We start from the raw sequence: 24,845 nt of genomic DNA on the forward strand, positions 1-24,845 counted from the left end.
TTCCGTGTTGCGGGCGCCGTTGGCGTGGCTCGTGACCTGCCTACGAAGTGCCGGACAGCCGCGGATGGGGCGTGGGTGAGTCCGCCACGTCAGGCAGCACCTGCAGCGCCACGCTGTCTGGTCTAACGCCCAGGTGTACAAGGCCAGAGGGCGTCGCGCACTGCATGCTTTCAACGATCCTTTAGCCGAAAACGATCGTTGACATTGCTTATTGGACCTAGCACGATCCTGGGCGAGTCGCGTCGTGTCCGATGGACAACTTCCCGTGACGGACATGGCCGTGATCCGTTTGATTTTCAATCGTTGAATCGGAGGCGCGTATATGCGTGCGCCAACTGTGCGGACGGCGCTTCAACTGACTGACGACGACTTCACCAAGGCGGATGTGGCCGAATTCAATCGCTTGATGGCGGAGATTGTCGTGGTGTGCAAGGCGATCGGGGAGCTGTACACGCCCGGGGGCGAATGGGCTCCGACCGCTTCCAGTCTCCTTGAGCAGTTTGAGGAATCCATGCAGGTCACCGCTGATATTTCCCGGCAGCTCAACAGGACGCGCAGGGGTATCCGGAGAATTACCGACAGGGCTCGTACACGCAGGGACGACGGTCATGGCGGCCGCTGCGGCCATACGTGGTGGCCCTAGGAAGGCAGTTCCTCGGCACGGCTGGCCTGCAAGCCCCATGCCTGGACCTGTGCCTGATAGTACTTCGCCCCTGGCCTGGCACCTGCCCCGCGGCCGCTGCCAGGGCCAGAATCTGTCAAGCCGATGCCCGAACGTCACGCCGGCTGACCTCCGGCGGACGCGTGGTGCGGCAACCCTTCGACGACTCTTCGAGTCTGCGCCGCACCGGTGCACTGAAGGAAAAGCACAAGGGGGAAACGCTCTGATGACATCCGTACCACATCCGCCCGCATCCAGTGCCGATCCAGCTGGCAGGGACAGTGGAGCCGGCGCCACACCAGGTGCCGGGTCGGCGCTCTACACCCGGATAGGGCGCAAGCTCAAGCAGGAGATCGTGTCCGGTGTGTATGCACAGGGCGCGTACCTGCCTTCGTCGGGCGAACTCGGAAAGTTATATGGCGCGAACAAGAACACCGTCCTCCGGGCGCTTCGGATGCTGCGCGCCGAAGGGTTGATCGACTTCGGCCGGGGCCGTGGCGCGGTTGTGGTGCACTCGGTGCGCAAAGTGGGCCTCGCGGAGATATCGGAGCAGCTCCGCTACGTCGTGAACCTTGCCGACGTCTCCGGGATTTCGAGGGCTGCCGTCGTGGCTGCAATACACCGGATTCCGCCATCGCAAGGCCCGCGCCCGGCTGGGGCCTTGCCCGCCGCGGCGGCTCGACGTGGGGGAGCGGGCCGCACGGCGTTCAGGCCGCACGGGCGTGGTGCCGCGTGACGGGCCGTGCCGCCGCGACAGTGGCAAGGAAGCTAATACGCAGGGTCACGATAATGCCAGGGAAACCATCTCTCCTGGCCGAGGATCCCTTCGTCCGCGATGTCTCGGAGCACGGGCAAAGGGCCAGGCAGGGCCGTAGCCACGAGGGATGGTTGATGTAATCCCCGTGGTGACCACGCAGAGTACAGGAATTGTTCTTTCATTGATCGCTGCATTCGCCTGCGCCTAGATTCACTGGCGACCGGAAGACCCTACGGGGCACCGCGTCCACTCCATACGGAAGGGAGGTGAACAGCATGGGACGGAAGATCTACGAGGCGCCGGCGATGTTCATTGCCGGCGACTTCCGACTGGACACCGGATTCCTGCGGCGCGGTCCGCACGAGCCCAAGGTCCGTCTGCCGCTGGGTTGGTAGCGATCTCTGGAGAACTATGTCGAGCCACGGCGAAAGCTGGTTTGTGGTACTGCCTGATTGTGAGGCCGGCCTCGCCGTGGCCTCGCATCTCGAAGAACAACGAAAAAGCAAGGCCCCAAAGCGGGTGCTCCATCCTTCCGGCCGGCCCCTGCTGATCGGCTCCTGGGGCTCCGCGTTCGTCACGACGACCCGGCACGGTCTCCAGGTCGCGGTCATCGGGTCGAGCTCCGCGGACGAGGACGGTATCGCGCAACGCCTCGCTCACGAGCGTGACATCGCGTCCGTCGCCCGCAACCTGGCGGCCTTGCGCGGCGACTTCCACATTGTCGTCGCGGCGGGCAGCCGGTTGCGGGTCCGGGGGACCGCGTCCGGGATGAGGCGGGTGTTCCACGCCGACACCGCAGGCATGACAGTGGCGAGCAATCGCGCCGACGTCGTCGCCGGGCTGGTCGGCGCTCCCCTCGACGAGGAACTGCTCGCCGTCCGTCTGCTGGACTCGGTCCCCCATCCGCTCGGCGATGTGCCGTTGTGGCGGGGCGTTCACGCTGTGCCACCGGGCTTTCAGTTGGACACGGGCCCGGACGACGTTTCCCGCACGCGGTGGTGGAGTCCCCCCGAGCCCCGGCTGGGCCTGGAGGAGGGCGCGGCACTGCTACGCCGGGAACTCGACTCGGCGGTCCGTGTGCGCACGAGGGCGACGGCGACGGTCAGTTCCGACCTGTCCGGAGGACTGGACTCCACGGCTGTCTGCGCCGTGGCGGCCGCTGCCGGTGCCGCACCGCTCGCCCTCACCATGGCGAGCCGTGACCCCGGGGACGACGACGTCCACTGGGCGAAGCTGGCTGCGGCCGGCCTCGAGCACACGGAGCACCTCGTGCTCCCCGTCGACCAGGTCCCGCTGTTCTACAGCGGACTACTGGAGGTCACCGGACCGGTCGACGAGCCGACGCCGACCATCCTCGACCAGCCCCGGCAACTCGCTGGTCATGACGAGATGGCGGCCCGCGGCTCAGAACTGCATCTCACCGGGATGGGCGGCGATCACGTCCTGTGGGGGCACCCGGCGCACGTACTCCAACGGCTGGCCACCGAGCCGTTCGGCGCACTGCGTCACCTTCGCGCATACCGGGCGCAAAACAGGTGGTCACTGCGGGACGCCCTGTCGGTGATCGGCGACCGCAGACCCTATGGCCAGTGGCTGGCTGCCAGTGCCGACCGGCTCACCGCTCCCCGGGCGGCGCCGCACAGTGCGGACGTCCTCGCCTGGGACGTCCCACCCCGGATGCCCGGCTGGGCGACGCCCGACGCTGTCGCCGCCGTACGCCGCCGAATGCGGCAGGCGGCACAGTCAGCTACCCCCCTGGGCAGGACCCGGGCTCAGCACAACGAACTGAACATCCTGCACCATGGCACACGCGTGACCCGCGTCCTCCACCAGGTGTCCGAGCAGGGCGGCCTGCCGATGGCCAGCCCGTTCTTCGACGACCACGTGATCGAGGCCTGCTGGTCGGTACAGCCCGAGGACCGCTCCTCACCCTGGCTGTACAAGCCCCTTCTCAAGGCCGCGATGCGGGGCGTGGTGCCTTCCGAGGTGCTCAAGCGCGAGACCAAGGGTGAGGCGTCCGTCGACGCGGCCAACGGCCTGAGGGAAAACCGGGCCCGGATCGCGGAGCTGTGGCACGACTCCCGTCTCGCCCGGCTGGGGCTGGTCGACGCGGACAGACTCCTCGCGACCACGCTGAAGCCGTCCTCGCCCGAACTCCGTTACGCAGGTCTCGATTCCACGCTGGCGTGCGAGATATGGCTGCGCACCGTCTGAGCGCCGTCCGAAGGGGGAAACGATGCGGCTGAGAGCCGACGTGTCACTGGTGGAGACCGACTACGGGAAGGTTCTGCTGGACGGACGCACCGGGAGGTACTGGGAACTGAACCCGACGGGCAGTTTGGCGCTGGACGAACTGACCTCAGGCGGCGACATCGACTCCGTCACCACCCGGCTCACCGACGAGTTCGAGGTCGGTGCGGAACGAGCACGCTCCGACGCCGAGGCGCTCGTCGCGGCCCTGGTCGAGGCGGGGCTGGTGGACCGGTGAGCTTCCAGACCGTCCTGCGTCCCCCGTCAGCCGTCCCCTGGCGTGCGCGGCTGGCCGCGCGCCTGGCCGTGGGGACGGCCAAGCCGCTCACACGCCTGTCACCGGAGCGCATCCGCCGACTGCTGACCGCCCTCGCACGAGGGGCACAACCAGCCCGCTTCGAGCAGGTACAGGCCGCGCGGGACGCGGTCACCACCGTCAGCCTGCTGTGCGCGGGACGCGAAGGGTGCCTGCAGCGGTCGATCGCGACCGCGCTGCTGTGCCGGGCCCGCGGTGTCTGGCCAACGTGGTGCGTCGGCATCCGTACGGCCCCGCCGTTCGCCGCGCACGCCTGGGTGGAGAGCGACAGCCGCATGGTGGGGGAGGACGTCCCCGTGGGCTACTTCCGGGTGCTGTTCAGCGTGGCACCACACGATGCGAAGGAGGGGCCCGATGGCCGGCACGGCTGCGGGTGAAAGCGTCGGTTACCGCGACCTGTTCGCGCTGCTCTTGGAGCGGCGGACGACGGTCGCCTGGGCGCTCGCTCTGACGGTCGTGGGCACGGTGCTCGGGCTGTTACAGCCGCTGCTCACGATGCGGCTGATCGACCGGGTGGGGACCGGCGAGCCGCTGGCCGGCCCGGCACTGCTGCTCGCCGGGCTGTTCGCCGCTCAGGCATGCATCGAGGGCCTGGGCCAGTTCCTGCTCGACGTGGCTGGCGAGGGGGTGGTCCTGCGGCTGCGCAAGACTCTGGCGAGCCGGCTGCTGCTCGCCCGCATTGGAGACTTCGACCGCCACCGGACCGGTGACCTGCTCTCCCGCGTGGGCACGGACACGACCGTGCTGCGCGACATGGTGGCGGGCAGCTTCGTCCAACTCGTCACCGTGGCGCTCACGGCCGTCGGTACGGGTGGACTGATGTTGTGGCTCGACCCCGTCATGTTCGGCGTCGTCATCGCCACGATCGCCGCAGCAGCTGTCGTCGTCGCCGGTGTCATGACCGGGATCCGCGGGACCACCGAGCAGTCCCTCACGGACGTCGGCACCATGACAGCCGATCTCGAACGGGCGTTGGGCAACATCCGCACCGTGCGCGCCTGCCGGGCGGAACTCCGCGAAGCCCGACGCATCGGCGCGGCCGCCGAGGCCGCCTTCACGAGTGGGGTGCGATCGGCCCGTCTGGGTTCACTCGTGGGACCGGTGATGGAGGTCGCGGTCAACGGATCGTTCCTTCTCGTGCTGCTCATCGGCGCGGTACGAGTCTCGAACGGCGACATGACGATCAGCGCACTCGTCGCCTTCCTGCTCTACGCGACCTATCTGGTGATGCCGCTGGCCGGCCTGTTCAGTGCCGTCGCCCTCATTCAGCGCGGCCTCGGGTCACTGAAACGCATTCAGGAAGCCCTGAGACTGCCCGTGGAGTCCACTTCAGACCCCGCCGAGGCCCCAACCCGAGGGCTGGGCCCCCTGCTCGAACTGGTGGACGTCTCCTTCTCGTACGGGGACCGCCAGGTCCTGAGTGGGGTGTCGCTCCAGATCCCGGAGTACGGCTACCTCGCGATGGTGGGCAGGTCCGGCGCGGGCAAGACCACGGTCACCTCCCTCATCGAGCGCTTCTACGACCCGGATGACGGAGCGGTGCTCTTCCGGGGCACCGACCTCAGGAAGTTGGAACACCGCGGCTACCGACGGCATGTGGCGCTGGTGGAACAGCACACACCGCTGCTCTATGGTTCCCTGCGCCACAACCTCACGTACGCCGAACCGGAAGCATCCGAGGACGCGATCCGCGACGTGCTCGACACGGTTGGCCTCGACGCACTCCTGCGACGCCTGCCGGACGGGCTCGACAGCGAGGTGGGCGAACGAGGGCTGCGGCTGTCGGGCGGCGAGCGCCAGCGCGTGGCCATCGCCCGCGCCCTGCTCGCCGAGCCCGACCTGCTGGTGCTGGACGAGCCCACCTCGCACCTCGACACCGTCAGCGAGGCGGAAATCGCCGAGGCCCTGCTGAGGGTCTCCGAGCGCTGCTCCCTGTTGGTCATCGCCCACCGGCTGTCGACGGTCCGCTCGGCGCGACGGATCGTTGTCATGGACGGCGGGCGGGTCAGTTCCATCGGAACACATGAGGAACTGCTCGCCAGAGACCGGACCTATCAGCAGCTGGTCGAAAGCCACCTGCTCCAGTCGGAGAAATCCGCACATGCGTGAGGTCCCTGGACACGAACCCCACTGGAAGGCTGCCCTGCAGCGACTGGACCGCCTCACTCCACGGGAGTCGGAGGTTTTTTCCATGATGGCGGAAGGTCTGTCGAACGAGAGTATGGCGAAACGTCTTCATTTGACTGAACGAACCGTGCGCGCGCATCTTTCGGCGATAGCTGAGAAGTTGGAACTAAACTCCCGTTTGAGCCTCTGTCTGGCGTCGTATGTTTCTCGCAATACTGTCGCGAACGACAATGTCTGCCGGTGTGGCCGACGAGCAGAATAGGAATCAAGCAGAGGTCGACTCTGCGTCATTCCGTAATCCGACGGAATTGTCACGTGAAAGGAAAACGCATGTCCGGCAACGCATTCGATCTGGACGTCCGGGTTACCTCGCCGTCCACCGCCGGCCTGGACAGGGCGCCGGCATCCATCTCCTCGCTCCTCACCCGCGCGGTCTGCACCCGGGTGACCTGCAAGGCCAACTGCACCTACGTCTGCACGACCGTGTGCACCTCGGGCATCTGCCCGAAGGAGCACTCGCACTGAACCGGATGAGCCCGCTCTGATCGGGCTCACCTTCGACAACGGGTGTTGCCGTGGGCTCAGCACGGCAACACCCGTTTCCACTGCGACAGCCGAGCGGCCGCGACACGAGGGATGGACATGCGTGAGAACCGGGAATCAGCCGGCTGGCCGGCTCGGGGCGAGGAGGACACGCTCATCGAACGCGCACACCGCGCGGTCCGCCTGGTCGCCGAACGGACCTCGACCACCGGCCAGGTGACCGAACTGGCCCTGACCGCTGCGGAACAGTCGGCGTACCCGGTGGGCTGGTACCCGCCGAGCCTCAGCCACGGCCAGGCCGGAACAGCCCTGTTGCACCTGTACACCGCCCGCGCGGGACTCGGCGACCGGGACACCGCCTTCGAGCACATCCGGGAAGCCGTGCTCGGCACCCGCGTCGTACCACTGGAGGTTCCCGGGATCTTTGGTGGCACCAGCGGACTGGCCCTGGCACTGGCCGACTGCGCCCACGACGAGCCACGCTTCCTGCCGAGCCTGCGCCGGGTGCACGAGCAACTCGCCGCCCAGGTGCTCGACACCGACTACCCGGTCGTGGAGCGCGCGGTCACCGACGCCGACTATGACTGGATCAGCGGAGCGGCGGGGGTCCTCGCCTACCTCGTCTCCATCGAGAACCCTAGCCCCGCCGTCCGGGAGGCTGTGGGCCGGCTCCTCGACTACCTGGTGTGGCTGAGCGAGCCTGCGCAGACCCGGAACACTCCGCACCGCTGGCTGCTGGTCCCCGACGTCTACACACCCGTCGGGAACGACCGCGACAGGTATCCGCACGGGTACCTGAACCTCGGCTTCTCGCACGGCGTGCCCGGAATCGCCGCGGCGCTGGCTGCGGCTGCTGCGTCCGGCCACCGACACCCGGGACTCGACACGGCCGTCACCACCTTCACCGCCTGGATACTCGCTCATCAGGCCGCCGACGAGTTCGGTCCGCTGTGGCATGACGGCGTGGCGGTCGACGTGGACGGCAACGAACAGCCCCGCCTGTACGGCCACGACCAGATCGCCTGGTGTTACGGCACGGCCGGTGTTGCCTCGGCCCTGCTCGACATCTCGCGCAGCACCGGTGACAACGGCCTACTGACTACGGCTGTCACCGCGTTCGAGGCCGTCCTGCGGCGGGCTGCGCAGGCCGGACCGCTGTCGCCGACCCTGTGTCACGGACAGGCCGGCCTGTTGATGATGTGCCGTGCCTTCGCACCCTTCAGCGGCCTCGCCCTCGAACGGATCCCCGTCCTGCTCGACCGGCTGCTCGAGCATGCCGACGAGGCACGACCGGCGGTGTTCGCGGATCACCAACTGCCCGGACACCTGGTGGACGACCCGGGCCTGCTGTGCGGAGCCGCCGGAGTCGGCCTCGCGATCCTCGCTGCCCTGAACGACGACCGTCCGGCCTGGTTCCGGGCCTTCTTCGCAAGGTGATGTTCATGTCCCGGTACGTACCCGCCGACTTCTACCTCCTGCGCTCTCCCGCGCTGCCCGCGGAGACGTTCCGCGCGTTCATGAGCGATCCTGATCACACGTCCGACGCTCTGCTACGGCTGGCTGACGACCCCGAGGTCCGGCGGGCGATCTTCGTCGCCAGCGAGGGCCTGGCGGAGGGCCTCACACAGCTGGAGCGGATGTCCCCTAAGAGTGTGGCGCGCGTCCACTCACGGCTGTGGCGCTATGTCACCCGGATGTCGACCCGGCCCACACCGTTCGGGGCGTTCTCGGGCGTCGCCGCCGGGACCTTCTCCGGACGTACCACCGCCCGGTTGGAGACCCCCGTGATCAGCAGCACCCGGGTGCGCGCGGACATGGCATGGATCCTCGCCTGCATCAAACGACTAGAGGACGACCAGGAGATCTGGCGGAGCCTCAGAATCGTCCGCAACGCGACAGCCCATGTCTCCGGTGACCGGGTGGTCCTGCCACACGCCGACGTCTACGGGAACAGCGACCGCACGTCGGTGCGCGTCCGGGCAACCCCCGCCGTGCACACCGTCCTGGACGCCGCCGCCACCCCCGTTACCTACCCCGAGCTCATCGACGCGCTAACGGCCGCATTCCCCGAGGCGACCGGTCCGCAGAAGGAGGACCTTCTCCAGCGGTTGTGGGACCTGAACTTCCTCACCAGCGACCTTCGCCCGCCGCAGACGACCGCCCAGCCGGAGCAGTACCTGCTCGACGGGCTTGCCGGAATCCCGCAGGCGGCAGAGGTGGCCGAACGACTGTGCGAGGTCGTCGAGCTGGTTCGGCACGCAGACGACTCTGCCTCGCTCGCCCGGTTGCGAGTGGCACAGGAGAAGCTCGTACCGGGTTACGCGGGACAGACGTACCAACTGGACTCCGCCATCGGCCTGCGGTCCGACGAGCTCAATCGGTCTGTGGGCGAGGCGGCGGCTGACGCGGTGGACGTCCTCATGCGTCTGAGCGCGGCCACGGGTGCCACCAACGCACATCTGAGCCGGTACCGGGAGGAGTTCCTCGAACGGTACGGCCACGGCGTGCGCGTGCCGGTTCTGGACCTGCTCGGTCCGGACCAGGGTCTGGACGCACCCGAGTCCTACACGGAGCCGACCCGCACGGCTGGCCGGCTCGACAGTGCCACCGACCCCGAGGACACCTCCTCCTACGACAGGGCCGTCGTCGAATTCGCGCACCAGGCCTGGCGCGAGGGGATGGTGGAAGCGGAACTCACCGACGCCTGGCTGGACCGCCTTGCCCCGGCGGCGACCGTGGGACCGTTGCTTCCCGCGGTGGACCTCTACCTGCAGATCGAGGCCACCGACCGGCAGGCCGTCGACCGGGGCGAGTGGCGGGGCGTCCTCCGAGCCGACTGCCTCGCCCACGGCGGACGCACCTTCGGGCGCTTCTTCGACCTGCTCGGCGACCGGCTGGCGGACCAGCTGCGCGACCTCGCCCGGTGGGAGCAGAAACTTCAACCGCACGTGGCGTACGCCGAGGTGGCCTACCTCCCCACGTACGGCCGGGCCGGGAACGTCGCCGCGCACCCGGACCTGGGGACGTACGAGATACCCATCAACACCAGTCCCTCCGTGCCGGCCGACCGCGTACTGCCGTTGGACGACATCCTGGTGGGCGCCGACGACCGGCGGTTCCACCTCTGGTCGCGGCGGCTGGAGCGCGAGATCGTCGTGACGCAACACCACATGCTCAGCCCCCTCGCCGCCCCGAACGTTGCCCGCTTCCTGCTGGAGGCCTCGCACGACGGGTACGTGCTGCCCGGCGGATTCCATTGGGGACCTGTGTCGAACGCGACCTTCCTACCCCGGGTGACCCGCGGCAAGGTGGTGCTCCGGCCGGCTGAATGGCGGCTGGACGGACATGGCCTGGAGGACCTCGCGGCATGGCGCGAGCGGTGGCGCGTGCCGCGGTACGTGCATCTCGTCGACCTCGACAACCGGCTGCTGCTCGACCTCGACCACCCCCGCTGCATCGGAGAACTGCGGGAGGAGATCGGCCGCGCGGGCGGTGGAACGGTGCTGCTCCACGAGATGCTGCCCGACTTCGAGCATCACTGGCTGACCGACGACCTCGGACGGCGGTACACCGAAGAGATCGTCGTCCCCGTCATGGCCGCCCGGGCCGAGACCATCGCCCGGCACCCGGCCGGGGCGCCGGTGGAGATCCCCTCACGGCGGTACCCGCCGGGCAGCGAGTGGTCGTACGTCAAGCTGTACGCCGCCTTCGAACGCCACGACGAGATCATCGCCGGTCCACTGCGGGAACTCATCGCGGAGCTGCGCGCAGAGGACGCAGTGGACCGCTGGTTCTACATCCGGTACGCCGATCCGCGCCCGCACCTTCGCATCAGAGTGCGCAGCGAACGGCCGTCGGTCCTGGGGCGACTCGCCGCCTGGGGCAGGAGCCTGGTGGACGCCGGTCTCGCCCAGGACGTCACCATGGACAGCTACTGCCCGGAGACCATGCGCTACGGCGGCCCCGACACCTTCGAGTCGATCGAACGTCTGTTCGAGGCCAATAGTGACACCACCGCCCATCTGATAGCGGCCCGCGCGGACCTGCCGCAACTGGTGGACGAGCACATGGCCGTGGCCGCGGTGGACACCCTCCACCGTCACTGGGGCGTCCCGCTCGCCGAGCGCATGGACCTCCTCCCCGGCCACCCGGACGACAACGCCACGCGCGACGAATTCAGGAAGGCTCGCGCCTACCTCTGCGAACTGCTGTTGCCCTGGGACCGGTCCACCCATGAGGAGGGCCGTGCACACCGCATGCAGATCGCGGCGGCCCTCGCGCCCCAGGAGCCTGCGGTCCGTGCGGCATCCGCAGCGGTCCGCAAGGCCGCCGAGCACGGCCGTCTCGCGGTGCCGCCCGCCCATCTCCTCGGCAGCCTTGCGCACATGCAGATCAACCGCCTCCTGCCGGTCGATCTGGCCCGTGAGGAACGCTGCTACGGGCTGCTGCGGCACACCTTGCGTGCCCTCCGGGGCCGCCTCGCTGCCGAGGAGGCCAGGTGATCTGGCTCCGCGTGCTGCGGCTCTTCTGGAAGATGAGCGCTCGGAAGGTCACCGCCTTCGCCGTTGCCTCGGTGCTGTCGGCCGCGATCCCCGGCGTGCAGGTCGGGCTCACGGCGAGCGCGGTGCAGTCGGTGGCGCAGGCTGCCGGCGGCAACGAGGGGGCCGGACGGCAGGCTCTGCAGGCGGGTGTCGTCCTGCTGCTGATCGCGGTCGCCGGGCACCTGCTGGACGTGTGGGGCCAGTACCTCGACTCCCTGCTCCGCCTGGAACTCACCACCAAGATCGGTGAACAGGTGATGGTCAAGGGCACCCGGCTCGACCTGGAGCAGTACGAGAACGCCGACTCCTACGACAAGCTGCAACGCGCCTTCCAGGAAAGCAACGGGGGACGCATTTACCAGCTGTTCTCCGAAATGCTCACCGTCACCCGCGAGCTGGTCACCGTCGTCTCGGTCGGCGCAGTGCTGTTCACCTGGTCACCGTGGGTGGCCCTGTTCATCCTGGTGTCACCGGTCCCGTCCGTGGCCGCGCACATGATCTACACGAACAAGGCGTACGCCATCGAGTACGCGCGTGCAGCAGACCGCCGGCGGATGTACTACTACCAGTACCTGACCACGACGGATCACACCTTCAAGGAAGTGCGCCTGTTCCAACTCGGACCGTACCTCGTCGAGCGGTACCGCAGACTGGTCCACGACTTCTTCCGGGTCGACCGGCAACTGGCCCGCCGCCAGTCCGGCATCGTGGGCTTGCTGGGCCTGCTGAGCGTCCTCGCCTCCTCCGGGGCGCTGCTGTGGGCGATCGGATCGGCCGCAGACGGCGGACAGGTGGGCCGCCTCGCGGGATACCTCCAGTCCATGGGCGCCATCCAGGTGTCGGCCCACGGACTGCTCCTGGGGATCGCCTCGCTCTACAAGGACACGCTCTTCCTCGGCAACCTCTTCGCGTTCCTGGACCTGCCCGAGCGCCGGATCACCGGTGGGAACAGGCCGTTCCCGGCGAAGCTGCGCAAGGGAATCGAGTTCCGGGACGTCAGATTCGTGTACCCCGGCACCGACCGGCTCGTCCTAGACGGTGTCGACCTGCTCCTGCCGGCCGGGGAGTGCGTGGCGCTCGTGGGGCAGAACGGCGCCGGGAAGACGAGCATCGTCAAACTGCTGACCCGGCTCTACGAGCCGACGGGCGGGCGGATCCTGATCGACGACGTGCCGATCGAGGAATACGACGTCGACGACCTCCAGCGGCACATCGGCGTCATCTTCCAGGACTTCATCCGCTACGAGATGTCCGTCCGCGACAACATCGGCTTCGGCCGCATCGAGGCGATGGACGACGACGAGCGCATCCGGGCCGCAGCCGTAGCCGGAGGAGTCGACACCGTGGTGTCCGCCCTTCCGGACCGGTACGACACCATGCTCGGCCGGCACTTCGAGGAGGGTCGGCAACTGTCAGGCGGTCAATGGCAGAAGGTGGCTCTGAGCCGGGCCTTCATGAGGAGGGCCCCGGTGGTCGTACTTGACGAACCCACGTCGGCTATCGACGCGGAGGCTGAGTCCGAGATCTTCGGCCGGCTTCGTGACATCGCGAGGGACGCCACCTCCCTCATCATCGCCCACCGGTTCGCCACGGTGCGCATCGCCGACCGGATCGTGGTCCTTGATCAGGGCAGGGTGGTCGAGGAAGGGAGTCACGAGGACCTGCTGAGCGCCGACGGAATGTACGCCCATCTGTTCAACCTGCAGGCAGCGGGATATCTCGGCGAACCCGCCTCTCAGTGAAGGCCAGTTCATGGACACATCGCTCATCTTTCCGGTCATGCCCACGGACCCCTCCGACGCGGTTCCCTTCGCGGAACTCGTCAGGAGCGAGGACATGCCGCGGTTGTGGCAGGGCCAGTCCGTCACCATCGAAACCCATCAGATGTTCGCCTACCTCGCGGGCATGGGATTCCGAATCCCGTTCGGCACGGCCGTCACCCTGATGCCTTTACGCCACCCCATGGAAGCAGCGGCGCACGCCCGGTCCCTGGCCCGTCTGACCGGCAGGCGGGTGACGCTGGGAATGGGCCCGGGATCCCCCGACTTCGTGGCGAGTCTGCGCGGCAAGCCGTACGACAGCCCGAAAGCCGCGTGTGCCGACTATCTCCGGCAGGTGCGCGGATTCCTCACCGAGCAGAGGCACAAGGTGCCAGAGGCCGGTCGGCAGGCATCGGACCTACCGGATCTCGGTCATCCCGGTGTGGATATCGGCCTTGGAGTCCTCCGCTCCACGCTCGCCCGCCTGGCGGGCGAGACTGCCGACGTGGCGATCACCTGGATGACGCCGCCAGGATACCTGGCACGTGATGTGGTGCCGGCTCTCCGGCGCGGTGCCCGGGCGGCGAGCCGCCCGACCCCGCGCCTGGTCACCGTCGTACATGTCGCGGTCGCCCGCCACGGGCGCGATCCCCGCCAACTCGCCTACGCAGCCGCCCACACCCACCTGGGCGCCCCGCACTACACGGACATGCTCAGGCGCGCAGGGCTGCGGGTGCACCCATCACAGCCCTATCTCAACGCACGTGCCTTGGTCGACTCGGGAACCTTCGTGTACGGAACTCCACGGGAAGTGGCCGGCGCACTGGCCGAATACGCCCGAGCGGGCGTGGACGAAGTGGTCCTCAACTGCGCAGGCGTAGGTCTCGCGCATGGCTGGAAATCGGCCCTGGAGGACGTGGCGGAACTCTCGGCCGAAATGCGTGCGGTCCGTTCGGGCGTGATCGCATAAAGGCTAGGCTCACCGTGCCGAGAGGTGACGCGAAAGGGAATAGCGATGACCGAGGAAGTGCAACGATGGCTGAAAGAGAACGCCTTGCCATTGAAAGGCCTGCACTCCGAGGCATCGGACCCGGGCTACGGTGACCTGGAGCCACTGCGCAAGGTTCTGCGCGACGTACGTGTCCTGGGGATGGGAGAAGCGACGCACGGGACCGCCGAGTTCTTCCGTCTCAAACACCTGTTACTGCGGTTCCTCGTCGAGGAGATGGGGTTCACGGCTCTGGCCATGGAGGCCAGCGCCTCCGCTGCCCAGGCGGTCGACGACTACGTGCTGCATGGAATCGGTGATGCCGTCGACGCAGTGGTCGGCCTCGGCTTCTGGACGTGGCGGACCCGGGAAATGCTCGACGTCGTCGAGTGGATGCGCGACCACAATCGAACGGTCCCCGAGGACCGGGCCGTACGATTCGTGGGCATCGACCCTCAGCGATGCGGCCCCTCCCTGGCGGCACTGGCGGCCGTGCTGCGTACGGTGGCACCGGAACGGGCGGACATCACCGGCGGCCTGCTCGGCGCACTGGCTGAGGCCAGGACCGGATCACTCGTGGCCCAGCGCCCCCAGCTCCTTGCCGAGGCACGTGACCTGGAGCGATTCCTCCAGGAAGAGCGTCCGCGGCTTGCCTCGCACATCGGGGACACGGCCGTCGATCAGGCACTCAGGCATGCGCGCCGGATCGTGGCCGCGGCTGACGTGGCCTCCCGGCCGCCGCGGGGCGAAGGCGAGGAGATGGGCGCGCTGGCCGCCCGGGACCGCCACATGGCCCAGGAAGTGATTTCTCTGGAGGAGGGGACTGTCGGCAAGGTGGCCGTCTGGGCTCACAACGGCCATGTCTGCACCGATTGTTACGCCCGAAACATTCCCGCCATGGGACATCACCTCAGGGATCACTACAGTGAGCGGTACTACGCCCTGGGCCTGCTGTTCGGCGAGGGCGCCTTCCGCGCGCGTCCCGGAAACTCCGCGACACGACCGCCCAGGAAGCACACCATCAGCGCGGCGGGTCCGCGCTCCGTCGAGGCCCAACTGGCTTCGGCCAACTCCCGAGATCACCTGATCGACCTCCGGGCCGGCCGGACCGAGCCCGCCGTTGCCGAGTGGCTGGAGAGCCCGCAGTTCATGCGGTCCTTCGGCGCCGGCGTGCCACGCGTGACGTACCGCTTCTCGATGACTCAGACGGTGCTCATGCGTGAGTACGACGGATTGGCGTACGTGGCCCGCTCGACGCCTTCGGCGCTACTGAGCTGAGAGCCAACGCAGCTGTCCGGACCGCAGCCCACATTCATAGCCGTGACCGGGTACAGCAGCTCCTGCGTGACGGTCTTGCCACGAGGCAGGAGATAGCCGTTGATCCTGGGCACAAGCGCGCTGGTACGTCGGCGTCCTAGCAGGTCGACGGTGGATCGTGTTGTTCGGCTGGACCTCACTCTTGTGGTCCGGAATCGCGGTACGAGCGCCAGACGTACTCGCGGACGTTCATCGGCGTGGCCGCGGCGGGGCACCGCCTTCATGGGCCTATCTACGCACAGGGAAAGTTTGCATACTGCATGTAGCCATCTTGTCTGGCGTGGCAACTCACTTGCCGCCGAGGCAGTCACATGAATAGCATCCCGTTCACTATCGCGAACTAAATGTTGCTTCGGCGCATCGGGGGCCTGGCGTGACACTGATGATGGCGGTGGCAGCCGTCTGGGGTGTGCTGCAGTTGTTCGCCGTTTCCGGGCCGACGCGTTCAGTTCGATTATCGACCGTGCTGCTGGCACTCATGGTGGGTGTGTACGGGTGCGGCGTGGTGACAGCGTTGGTTCAGCTTGCCTACACCCGCCTCTACGCGGACCAATCAGGACAGTTGCTGGCAACGGTGGTGAACACCACCAGCTACACGGTGGCTCCCCCGGTGGAGGAACTGATCAAGGTCTCCCCGCTGCTGCTGGTCGGGTTGAGCCCGAAGCTTCGCCGCCAGTGGGGGCTGACCGACTTCGTGGTTTTGGGCGCGGCTCTCGGGGGCGGGTTCGGGCTGCTGGAGGCCGTACTGCGGTACGGCCTTGATGCACCCCGTGCGTTGGCCCGTGGTGGGGGCTGGATCATCCCCGACAGTCTGTCCCCGCCCTATGTGCCCGGCCCGGGACAGGTCTTCACAGCCTGGCTCCCAGCGCCGTTCGGCCAAGGGGACATGACGGACCCTCCCGGCACTCAGACCTTCTCGCACCTGGTGTGGACGGCGATGGCCGGCTTGGGGGTTGGGCTTCTGTGGCGCGGACGCCGTTGGACGCGTCTGTTCTCGATACTCCCGATCACGGCCGCTGTCATCCATCACACGGTGAACAACTACGCAGCCCAGAAGCCCACCAGCCACGCCATGCACTGGCTTGAAACCCTGGACGCGAGGGAGTGGACGGCGCCGCTCGCGTGCCTGGCCATCGCCATGGTCGTCGACCTGCGTCAGATCTACCGCGGGAAGCGCACCGTGCCGGGCGTACTTCTTGCTGCCGAAAGGGCTGACGGCGACAGCGCGGGAGCAGTGCTGCGGTACGCGGCCTGGCGTCTGCCGTGGAGCATGCTGATCGCACTGCGCTACGTCAGGCTCCGGCGCTCATTGCTGTATGCCGCCGCGTCGGCGCCGCTCGACGCCGCTGAGGAACTCCGCCACGTCGTCGCCGGGATCACTGCCCGGATGGACGCGTCCGACGACCAACGTGCCTGGCAGGGGCTGGACATACGGAAACTGCTGAAGGCCGTCCGAGCGGCTCGTCGATCTCGACGGCGATGGCTGCTGCCGATCCCGTGCGTACTCGTGCTTCCCTCGGTTCTTTTCCTGGGTGTCGGTTCGTTCACCTCCACTGCCGGCCTTCAGAGGTTCTTCAGCACCGGCCCGGGGCCGAAGATCCTCATGGGCTTCGGCATCGCGGCGCTGGCCTGGATCGCCTACCAGTTCAGCACTCTGGTACGGACCTGGCGAACAGCCTCGATCCAGCCGACGGGGGAACTGCTGGCGGCGCACCGCTTCCGTGTCGCAACCGCGCTGGGGGCGGCGACCACCGGTGCGCTGCTGCTGTGGCGGGGGCTCGGCAGCACGGGCCCCGGGGGCAGGGCGATCCACACGCTCCATCTCCTCGACGCGCTGAACACGTTCCTGGTCTACCTCGGCTTCGCCCTCCTCCTGCTCTCCCTGCTCGCCCTCTTCCCTCCCGTAGGCCTCGCGCTCGCTGGAGGCGGAGTCGCCGGTGCCGTCACGGCCGAAGCCGCCCTCAATGCCGGTGTCCTCGGTGCGGCCGGTGTTGTGCTGATGACGGTCGGGGCAGGGGGATCCGGTGCCGGCGAGTCGAGCGGAGGGAAGCGCAGCGAGGTCCCGCAGTGGCTGCGTGACAAGTGGAACGAGGGACGGCAGTTCAACGAGGACAACTGGCCGCGCTACCCGGCGAACGAGGTGTATCTCGAAAACGGCAAAGTCCTGGACTCGTACCGACCAGGAAAGGAGATCGTATCCCGCAAGCAGACGCAGATATGGAGGATCAAGCCGGACACGTTCAGGAACTATCTGCGTGAGATCAACCAGAAGTACAAGGCGGGAACGAAGATCCCGGACACGCCAAAGGCGCGCAGGGAATATCCGCAGTTGATCGGAAAACCCTTGAAGGGCAAGTACTATCTGGAAGTCCCGGTTCAGTCCCAGCCTGTGCCAGAATGGGCACTCAGGGAAGCGGCAGACCATAACGTGATAATCCGGGACGTGCAGGGCTTCGTCTACCGACTACCGAAGGGTGCGGGCTGAATCAGTCATGATCTGGACCTACTGCGAGCAGTGGAACAACCTCACCGAGACGCCCATGAACCCGCTGACGCCCGAACAGACGCAAGCCAGGCACGCATCCGGCCAGTTGTACACCGCTGTCGCCTCCCCTGATGAGCACTCCGCCGCGACGCTGCGCGTGGAAATGCGCCTGGAAACCGGGTACACCTCGGTCATTTTCATGGATGGGTACGGCCGTGACTCCCTCGACTACACGTTCACCCTCATCGACGGCTCTCTTTTCCTGGAGACGGCAACCTCCTACGACTACGGCGATTCGCAGGAGCGAGGCGGATATGCGGACGCGGAACGCATGGAATCCTACGAGTTCACCACGGATGGCATCATCCGGCGCACTGTAGAGGTCGATGGTGAGGAATCCAAGGAAAGCCGTCACGGCATTGACGTCACCGGCAACTGGGAGCCGGTTCCCAACTTCGGCGCCTATGAAGCATTGATCCGCCGCGACCGTGCTTGACCCTGACGGACGGCAAGTTGAAGGACGACGTGCCTCCCGGCAACCAGTGGTGTCGCCGCCGTGGACGAAACGATGGCCACAAGTGCCCTGGATGCTGACGGGTGTTCATGAGCAAGTGCGGTAGCGGCACGGTCGGCCTCTGCCGGCCCGCTCCCAGCTGTCGGTTCCAAGTTATCCATGACCAAGCTGTCAGGGGTATCTCCCCAAAGTGAGGTTGTGATGCTGACTAACCTCGGGCTGGCTTTGAGCTCGACGCGTCGGCACGCAGAGGCCATCGAGGCCCTAGCTGCCGCTGTATCCCGTGCTCGAAGGATCGGCGACCGCAGACGCGAAGGTGTGGCTCTTCTCGGACTTGGGGAAACCTGGGCGAAGCTTGGTCAGTTTGCGGACGCCATCAATGCGCTCACTATTGGCACGGTCATTTTTCGGGAGACGGGTGAACGTCACCGTGAAGGCTCAGCGCTAAGCATCCTTGGTGAGAGCTTGGGTCACGTGAACCGCATTGACGATGCCATCGAAGTGCTTTCCGCAGCTGTCGCTATCGGTCGCGACGTGGATGATCGCCTGCTTGAAGGTCGGGCTCTGACTGTCCTCGGCTCAATTATGAGACAGGCACACCGCTTCGAGGAATCCGTTGATATTCAAAGAGAAGCTGCCTCCATATTCCACGAGATCGGTGACTCTTATCGCGAGGGCATTGCGCTGGCAGAGACTGGTGAGGTCCTCCAGGACTCGCGAAAATTTGAAGAGGCGCTGGATGCACACAAGGCTGCAGCGGAAATATTCCACACGTCTGGAGACATTCACAAGGAAGCCTTGGCACGAGCAAGCGTTGGTGCCTCCCTGGTTGAGCTGAAATATTTTAATGAAGCGATTGCTGTCCTCACCCCCGTCGTTGTTACTCTGCGAGAATTTGGTGATGCGGCTTGTGAGGCGGTAGCGCTAGCCAACCGCGGATTCGCTCTCAGGTCTGTTCGGCGGTTCGACGAAGCCGCCGTTAACCTCGCTGCTGCTGCCGTATTCCGCGAGATTGGAGACCACAATCGCGAGTATATGGCAGCGATCAACCTCAGTACGGCACTGCAGGGTCTGAGTTCTCAGTAATAATTGTCTTCCAATTTCCAACTGGTTCCCGGGTTTTTAGGCTCAGTGGTGAAGTTCCATGCTTGCTGTTGGACTCCTCTATCACTTGTGACGGAAGATGTTGTTTGTGTGTCGTTGTGTCGTGCATTGGGGGCTTCTCCGGGCGCAACGGAAGTTCGGTCGGAAATTATCTGGTTGGTCTACGAGGAACCACAGCTCTTCGTAGCGCGTCTACTTCTGCTGTATCGGTAAGAACGGAAGGCGGTGCAGGGTGGATCCGGTGTCGGTTGGCCTGTTGGCAGCGTTGGCGGGTGGAGCTGGCGGTGAGATCGGCAAGCAGGTGTGGACGGGGCTAAGCGAACTGGTGCGGCGCCCGTTCCAGCGGGGTCTCGGCGCTGTGGACGTATCTGCAGTGAGTTCGGGGGAGGCGGAATTGGCAAGGCTGGAGCGGGCGCCAGCTGATCCGGCGTGTGCCCAGGCACTCAGCACGGTGTTGGCGGTGCGGGCCGCCATGGATGCGGACTTCCGCGTCGGTCTGCAGCACTGGCACGAGACGGCGAAGTCGGTACGTGCGGGCGACGGCGACGTGACTAACACGATCAGCGGCGGCACTTTCAACGGTGCAACGCTGCAAGGCAGGGACTTCTCCGGAGTCTCCCTCGGCACCGCGTCTCTGCCGCCAGCCGGTCCCGGCGTTCATACACCACCGCAGGGCTGAGGAGCGTGAATGGCGCTCCCGACAGCCTGGACCGGGCCGATCAGCGGAGGGCGTGCCCTTCCCACGGTCACCCAGGGCGGGGGCATCACAGCGCACGAGGCTCCCGTGCCGTTGGGGAGGTGTTCGAAGTCTCAACCCAGAGGCACAGGAGCCGCGTTGGTTCCGTATTCTGCCGCACTCGACCTGCCGCACGCCCTGGTCGGCCTGGTGTACCTGCGCCGCCACGACCCCCTCGCCCAGCTCGCTGCCGGGTTCGGCATCTCCGTCGGCACCGCCCACGCTTACACGAGCGCCGTCGTCGACCTGCTCGCCGACCGCGCCCCCAGCCTGCTGCGCGCCCTGCGTGAGGCGGACCCGGACTACGTCCTTCTGGATGGCACCCTCGCAGAGTGCGACCGGGTCGGCGACAGCCGGGCCGACTTCTCCCACAAGCACCGCCGACATGCGGTAAACGTGCAGGTGGCGACCGACCCGGCCGGGCGGCTGCTGTGGATCTCACCCGCACTGCCTGGTCGTGCACACGACCTGACCGCCGCTCGCACTTATCATCCGGATCTGCGAACGCCAGGGCGTTCCCATCCTCGCCGACCGCGCACCCGTGCGGGGCCCTGCAAGCGCTCGGCAGGCCGCTCCGAACCAGGGACTTCCCAGGGATTTTCCGCTGAGTAAGCGGGAAAGACCCTGACAGCTTCGAAAGACGCAAAGCCCCAGGTCAGAGCCTGTTTGATGTCGGTCGACGCCGCTCACCCAGGCCGTGTCCCCGCGCAGTCCACATGGGCTGAGCGAGGAGGAGCGGATGAGGACCTCGCGGGCGCCCCGAGAGTCACCCCACGGCAGCGCCGTCGTGGGCACTGGTCCGGGTGAACTCGCCCTGGAGCAGCGCCACTTGGCGGCGTCGCCGCACTCGCTAGTACGTGTAGAACCCCGACCCGGTCTTCCGGCCCAGCCGGCCCGCCTCGACCATGCGCTGCAGCAGCGGGGGAGCGGCGTACAGCGGCTCCTTGTACTCGGCGTACATCGAGTTGGCGATGGAGACGATGGTGTCCAGGCCGATCAGGTCGGACAGCTTCAGCGGGCCCATCGGGTGGGCGCAGCCCATCTCCATGCCGTTGTCGATGTCCTCGCGGCTCGCGATGCCGGACTCGAACATCCGGATCGCCGAGAGCAGGTAGGGCACGAGCAGCGCGTTCACCACGAACCCGGAGCGGTCCTGGGCGCGGATGGCGTGCTTGCCGAGCACCTTCTCGGCGAAGCCCTGGGCGCGGCTGAGCGTGCCCTCGGAGGTGGTGAGCGCCGGGATCAGCTCGACCAGCTGCTGCACCGGGGCGGGGTTGAAGAAGTGGATGCCGACGACATGGTCGGGGCGGGAGGTCGCCACCGCCAGCTTCACCAGCGGGATGGAGGAGGTGTTGGAGGCCAGGATCGCGTCCGGCCTGGTTACCACCTGGTCCAGGACCTGGAAGATCTCGGTCTTCACCGGCTCGCTCTCCACGACCGCCTCGATCACGAGGTCCCGGTCGGCGAACTCGCCGAGGTCGGTGGTGAAGGTGAGGCGCGCCTGCGTGGCGTCCCGTTCCTCCTCGGTGATCTTGCCGCGCTCGGCGGCCTTGGCCAGGGAGTTGAGCAGCCGGGTACGGCCGATCTCCAGGGCCTCGCCGGTGGTCTCGGCGACCTTCACGTCCAGTCCCGCGCGGGCGCACACCTCGGCGATGCCCGCGCCCATCTGGCCGCAGCCCACGACTCCGACGCGCTCGATGTCGGTCACATCGTCCCCTTCGCTGGTTCTCCGGCTCTCGGCAGACCTCCGGGTTCGGCGCCTGCTCCGTTCGTGCACGTTACCGCCAAGTATCGATGATCGATCGTGCGGGTGGGGGCATCCTAAGGCCCGTGACGATCCGTGACGGAGCGGATCCGGAGCGTATGGGGTGGTCGGATGGGACGCATGTCACGGCGGGCCTTCACCCTGGCGGCGCTGTCGACCCTGGGCACGGCCGCGTGCGCGACGGCGGCACCGGCGCCGGCGCCGGCGAGCGGGGCCCACGGGGCGGGCCGGACGCCGGGCGAGCGCGCGGCCCGCGGGACGGCCGGCCCCGGAGCGCACGGCGCCCGCGCGGCCACCGAGATGCGGGGCGTCTGGATGGCGACCGTCGAGAACCGGGACTGGCCCTCGCGCCCCGGTCTGAGCGCCGCCGCGCAGCGCAAGGAGCTGACCGCCCTCCTCGACAAGGCGGCCCGCGACCGGCTGAACACAGTGATCCTCCAGGTGCGGCCCACCGCCGACGCCCTGTGGCCGTCGCCGTACGAGCCCTGGTCCCAGTTCCTCACCGGCACCCAGGGCGGTGATCCCGGCTGGGACCCGCTGGGCACGGCCGTGCGCGAGGCGCATGCGCGGGGCATGCAGCTGCACGCCTGGTTCAACCCGTACCGGATCGCGAACCACACCGACCCGGGCCGCCTCGCCGCCTCCCACCCGGCCCGCAGGCACCCCGACTGGGTGGTGCCCTACGGCGGCAGGCTCTACTACAACCCCGGCCTGCCCGAGGTCCGTGCCTTCGTCCAGCGGGCCATGCTCGACGCGGTCGCCCGCTATCCCGTCGACGCGGTCCACTTCGACGACTACTTCTACCCCTACCCGGAGGCCGGGCAGGCCTTCGGCGACGACGACGCCTACGACCGCCACGGCGGCGACTTCACCGGCCGGGACGCCTGGCGGCGGCACAACGTCGACCAGCTGGTGAAGGAGATGGCCGCGGGCATCGCCCGGGTCCGGCCCGGCACCCGGTTCGGGATCAGCCCCTTCGGGGTGTGGCGCAACGCCTCGACCGACGCCCACGGCTCCGAGACCGACGCGGGCGTGCAGACCTACGACGACCTCTACGCGGACACCCGCAGATGGGTGCGCGAGCACTGGATCGACTACATCGTGCCGCAGCTGTACTGGCAGATCGGCGCCGACGGCGCCGACTACGCGACGCTGGTCGACTGGTGGGCGTCGGTCGCCCAGGGCACGGGGACCGACCTCTACATCGGCGAGGCCCTGTACCGGGCGGGGGGCGCCCAGGAGCCCTCGGCCTGGCAGGACCCGGTCGAGCTGTCCCGGCACCTCACGCTCGCCGCCCGGCGGCCGCAGGTGCGCGGCCATGTGTTCTTCGCCGCCCAGGAGGTGGCGACGGATCCCATCGGGGCGATGGCACGCGTGGTCGCCGACCACTACGAGCGACCGGCGAAGCCACCGAGGTGAGCCGGGGCCCGTCCGGCGGGGTCCCGTCGCGGACGCGGGGGCCGGCACGCCCAGCCGGACGCACCGGCCCCCGCTCACCCGCGCCGATGGGGCGCGGTCTTGTCCTCTGCGGCCTGACCCGCCGGACAGGCCCTAGTGCTGTTGCTCGTCCTTGTGCTTGACCTGGCAGTCGGGTCCCGGCGACATGATCGCCTCGTGCCCGTCCTGGAAGCGGACCCGGTAGGGCGGGTTGCCCTCCTGGCCCATCACTTCGACGACCTCGCTGACCTGGTCGTGCTGGCCGACCACCCTGCCGTGCTGGACCAGGTGGTCCCCCTTGGATGCGCGCATCTGCAGGCCCTCCTCACGATCACGACCGCTGCGTGACGGCGATGCACACGAGCACGGCGACGGCGGTCAGGGGAGCGGCCGCCGTGAAGTGCTCGCCCAGCAGCAGCGCCGACCACACCAGTGTGAGCAGCGGCTGGGCCAACTGCAACTGGCTGGCCCGGGGGACGCCGATGACCGCCATGCCCCGGTACCAGACGACCAGGCCGAGGAACTGGGAGCCGAGCGCCACCCACAGCACGCCGACGACGCCGTGCCAGGTCAGGTGCACGGGCTCGTGCGTCAGCGCCAGCGCGGCGGCCGGCACGCCGAGCGGCAGGCACAGCACCAGCGCCCAGCCGATCACCTGCCAGCCCGGCATCACCCGCGCCAGCCGGCCGCCCTCGGTGTACCCGGCGGCGCACACCAGCAGCGCCGCGAACAGGTAGCCGTCGGCCGCCGTGAGCGCGCCGCCGCTCTGCCCGATCGTGAATGCCAGTACCGCCGCCGCGCCCGCCACCGCCGCGAGCCAGAACCGGCGGGAGGGGCGGTGGCCCGTGCGCAGAGCCGAGAACACGGCCGTGGTCAGCGGCAGCAGCCCGACCACGACGGCCGCGTGCGCGGTGGTGGAGGTCTGGAGGGCGAGCGTGGTCAGCATCGGGAAGCCCAGCACCACGCCGGCCGCGACGACGGCCAGCCCCGGCAGATGGCGCCGCTCGGGCAGCCGTACCCGCAGCGCCAGCAGACAGCCGCCCGCCACGAGCGCCGCGAGGACGCTGCGCACGGCCACCAGCGACCAGGGACCGAAGCCCTCCAGGCCCCAGGCGGTGGCCGGGAAGGTCAGGGAGAAGGAGGCGACGCCGAGGGCGGCCAGCCCGGTGCCGAGTCCGTGCCGCTCCCGCGGGGTGGTGACTGCTATCGGGGTAGCGGTAGTAGCGCTACTCTGTGCTCTCATGAACCAGCGTAGCAGTGTGGGCGAACTGGCAGAACAGCTTCGACGGGACCTCGACCGCTACTCTCCTGGAGGAAAGCTGCCATCGAGCCGGGCGCTGGTCGAGCGGTTCCGGGTCAGTCCGGTGACGGTCTCGCGGGCCCTGGCCCAGCTGGCCGCCGAGGGGCTGGTCGTCACCCGGCCCGGCGCCGGTGCCTTCCGGGCCCGGCCGCGCACCACCCAGGCGCCGGCCGCGGACACCTCCTGGCAGGAGGTGGCGCTGAGCGCCGACGGCGCCGCCGACCACGTACCGCGCACGGTGGAC

Annotated in this window: 22 protein-coding genes and 1 pseudogene; 20 read left to right on the forward strand and 3 right to left on the reverse strand. The window is 67.9% G+C overall.

Annotation, left to right across the window (positions count from 1 at the left end; genetic code table 11):
• The first annotated feature begins 887 nt into the window (after window positions 1-887).
• The 18 genes and pseudogenes from ACWEN3_RS03060 to ACWEN3_RS03145 all read left to right on the forward strand — a co-directional run.
• Complete coding sequence (locus tag ACWEN3_RS03060; RefSeq protein WP_452964934.1) at window positions 888-1,397, forward strand: GntR family transcriptional regulator; 510 nt, start codon at window positions 888-890, stop codon at window positions 1,395-1,397.
• 296 nt (window positions 1,398-1,693) lie between these two features.
• Complete coding sequence (locus ACWEN3_RS03065) at window positions 1,694-1,813, forward strand: keywimysin-related RiPP (protein WP_227025760.1); 120 nt, start codon at window positions 1,694-1,696, stop codon at window positions 1,811-1,813.
• A 124-nt stretch (window positions 1,814-1,937) separates the two neighbouring features.
• Window positions 1,938-3,632: an asparagine synthase-related protein gene (locus ACWEN3_RS03070; protein ID WP_452964937.1), complete on the forward strand. Its 1,695-nt coding sequence runs from the start codon at window positions 1,938-1,940 to the stop codon at window positions 3,630-3,632.
• A 22-nt stretch (window positions 3,633-3,654) separates the two neighbouring features.
• A complete protein-coding gene (locus ACWEN3_RS03075) occupies window positions 3,655-3,906 on the forward strand; it encodes a lasso peptide biosynthesis PqqD family chaperone (protein WP_208035481.1) in 252 nt (83 codons plus the stop codon).
• Entirely contained in the window at window positions 3,903-4,361 is a 459-nt protein-coding gene (locus tag ACWEN3_RS03080; protein WP_452964939.1) for a lasso peptide biosynthesis B2 protein, read from the forward strand. Before ACWEN3_RS03075 ends, ACWEN3_RS03080 begins: the two co-directional genes overlap by 4 nt.
• Complete coding sequence (locus ACWEN3_RS03085; RefSeq protein ID WP_452964942.1) at window positions 4,339-6,093, forward strand: ABC transporter ATP-binding protein; 1,755 nt, start codon at window positions 4,339-4,341, stop codon at window positions 6,091-6,093. The genes ACWEN3_RS03080 and ACWEN3_RS03085 overlap by 23 nt, the downstream gene beginning before the upstream one ends.
• Window positions 6,086-6,373 (forward strand): response regulator transcription factor, encoded by a 288-nt coding sequence (locus tag ACWEN3_RS03090; protein ID WP_452964944.1) that lies wholly within the window; start codon window positions 6,086-6,088, stop codon window positions 6,371-6,373. The genes ACWEN3_RS03085 and ACWEN3_RS03090 overlap by 8 nt, the downstream gene beginning before the upstream one ends.
• A gap of 68 nt (window positions 6,374-6,441) precedes the next feature.
• Window positions 6,442-6,636: an FDLD family class I lanthipeptide gene (locus ACWEN3_RS03095; RefSeq protein WP_069777648.1), complete on the forward strand. Its 195-nt coding sequence runs from the start codon at window positions 6,442-6,444 to the stop codon at window positions 6,634-6,636.
• Window positions 6,637-6,753: 117 nt separating this feature from the next.
• Window positions 6,754-8,091, forward strand: coding sequence for a lanthionine synthetase C family protein (locus ACWEN3_RS03100; protein WP_452964946.1), 1,338 nt, complete (start codon window positions 6,754-6,756; stop codon window positions 8,089-8,091).
• A 5-nt stretch (window positions 8,092-8,096) separates the two neighbouring features.
• Window positions 8,097-11,156: a lantibiotic dehydratase gene (locus ACWEN3_RS03105; protein ID WP_452964949.1), complete on the forward strand. Its 3,060-nt coding sequence runs from the start codon at window positions 8,097-8,099 to the stop codon at window positions 11,154-11,156.
• Window positions 11,153-12,937 carry an ABC transporter ATP-binding protein gene (locus tag ACWEN3_RS03110; protein ID WP_452964951.1) on the forward strand — a complete coding sequence of 595 codons (1,785 nt, stop codon included), beginning with the start codon at window positions 11,153-11,155 and terminating at the stop codon, window positions 12,935-12,937. Before ACWEN3_RS03105 ends, ACWEN3_RS03110 begins: the two co-directional genes overlap by 4 nt.
• Window positions 12,938-12,947: 10 nt before the next feature.
• Entirely contained in the window at window positions 12,948-13,925 is a 978-nt protein-coding gene (locus ACWEN3_RS03115; protein WP_452964953.1) for an LLM class flavin-dependent oxidoreductase, read from the forward strand.
• A gap of 45 nt (window positions 13,926-13,970) precedes the next feature.
• The gene (locus tag ACWEN3_RS03120) at window positions 13,971-15,221 is read left to right on the forward strand and encodes an erythromycin esterase family protein (RefSeq protein ID WP_452964956.1); all 1,251 of its coding nucleotides are present in this window, start codon (window positions 13,971-13,973) and stop codon (window positions 15,219-15,221) included.
• A gap of 421 nt (window positions 15,222-15,642) precedes the next feature.
• A complete protein-coding gene (locus ACWEN3_RS03125) occupies window positions 15,643-17,745 on the forward strand; it encodes a PrsW family glutamic-type intramembrane protease (protein WP_452964979.1) in 2,103 nt (700 codons plus the stop codon).
• A 7-nt stretch (window positions 17,746-17,752) separates the two neighbouring features.
• Entirely contained in the window at window positions 17,753-18,241 is a 489-nt protein-coding gene (locus tag ACWEN3_RS03130) for a hypothetical protein (RefSeq protein ID WP_452964959.1), read from the forward strand.
• Window positions 18,242-18,418: 177 nt separating this feature from the next.
• Window positions 18,419-19,345, forward strand: a complete 927-nt coding sequence (locus ACWEN3_RS03135) for a tetratricopeptide repeat protein (protein WP_452964961.1) — start codon at window positions 18,419-18,421, stop codon at window positions 19,343-19,345.
• 259 nt (window positions 19,346-19,604) lie between these two features.
• Window positions 19,605-20,042: a hypothetical protein gene (locus tag ACWEN3_RS03140; protein WP_452964963.1), complete on the forward strand. Its 438-nt coding sequence runs from the start codon at window positions 19,605-19,607 to the stop codon at window positions 20,040-20,042.
• A 156-nt stretch (window positions 20,043-20,198) separates the two neighbouring features.
• Window positions 20,199-20,637 (forward strand): annotated as a pseudogene (locus ACWEN3_RS03145) (transposase family protein); the annotation flags it as partial.
• 312 nt (window positions 20,638-20,949) lie between these two features.
• Here ACWEN3_RS03145 and ACWEN3_RS03150 read toward each other — a convergent pair.
• Window positions 20,950-21,807 carry a 3-hydroxybutyryl-CoA dehydrogenase gene (locus ACWEN3_RS03150; RefSeq protein WP_452964966.1) on the reverse strand — a complete coding sequence of 286 codons (858 nt, stop codon included), beginning with the start codon at window positions 21,805-21,807 and terminating at the stop codon, window positions 20,950-20,952.
• Window positions 21,808-21,984: 177 nt separating this feature from the next.
• Between ACWEN3_RS03150 and ACWEN3_RS03155 the strand changes: the two genes are divergently transcribed.
• Window positions 21,985-23,283 carry a glycoside hydrolase family 10 protein gene (locus tag ACWEN3_RS03155; RefSeq protein WP_452964982.1) on the forward strand — a complete coding sequence of 433 codons (1,299 nt, stop codon included), beginning with the start codon at window positions 21,985-21,987 and terminating at the stop codon, window positions 23,281-23,283.
• A gap of 132 nt (window positions 23,284-23,415) precedes the next feature.
• On the opposite strand, the gene ACWEN3_RS03160 is transcribed toward ACWEN3_RS03155, so the two are convergent.
• On the reverse strand, window positions 23,416-23,613 hold the full coding sequence (locus tag ACWEN3_RS03160) for a DUF1918 domain-containing protein (RefSeq protein ID WP_452964969.1): 198 nt from the start codon (window positions 23,611-23,613) through the stop codon (window positions 23,416-23,418).
• Window positions 23,614-23,632: 19 nt separating this feature from the next.
• Window positions 23,633-24,544: a DMT family transporter gene (locus tag ACWEN3_RS03165; protein ID WP_452964972.1), complete on the reverse strand. Its 912-nt coding sequence runs from the start codon at window positions 24,542-24,544 to the stop codon at window positions 23,633-23,635.
• Between ACWEN3_RS03165 and ACWEN3_RS03170 the strand changes: the two genes are divergently transcribed.
• A partial coding sequence (locus tag ACWEN3_RS03170; protein WP_452964984.1) for a winged helix-turn-helix domain-containing protein occupies window positions 24,507-24,845 on the forward strand: 339 nt, incomplete at its 3' end. The two genes, ACWEN3_RS03165 and ACWEN3_RS03170, sit on opposite strands and share 38 nt — an antisense overlap.

It is taken from the genome of Streptomyces sp. NPDC004561 (assembly GCF_053602155.1).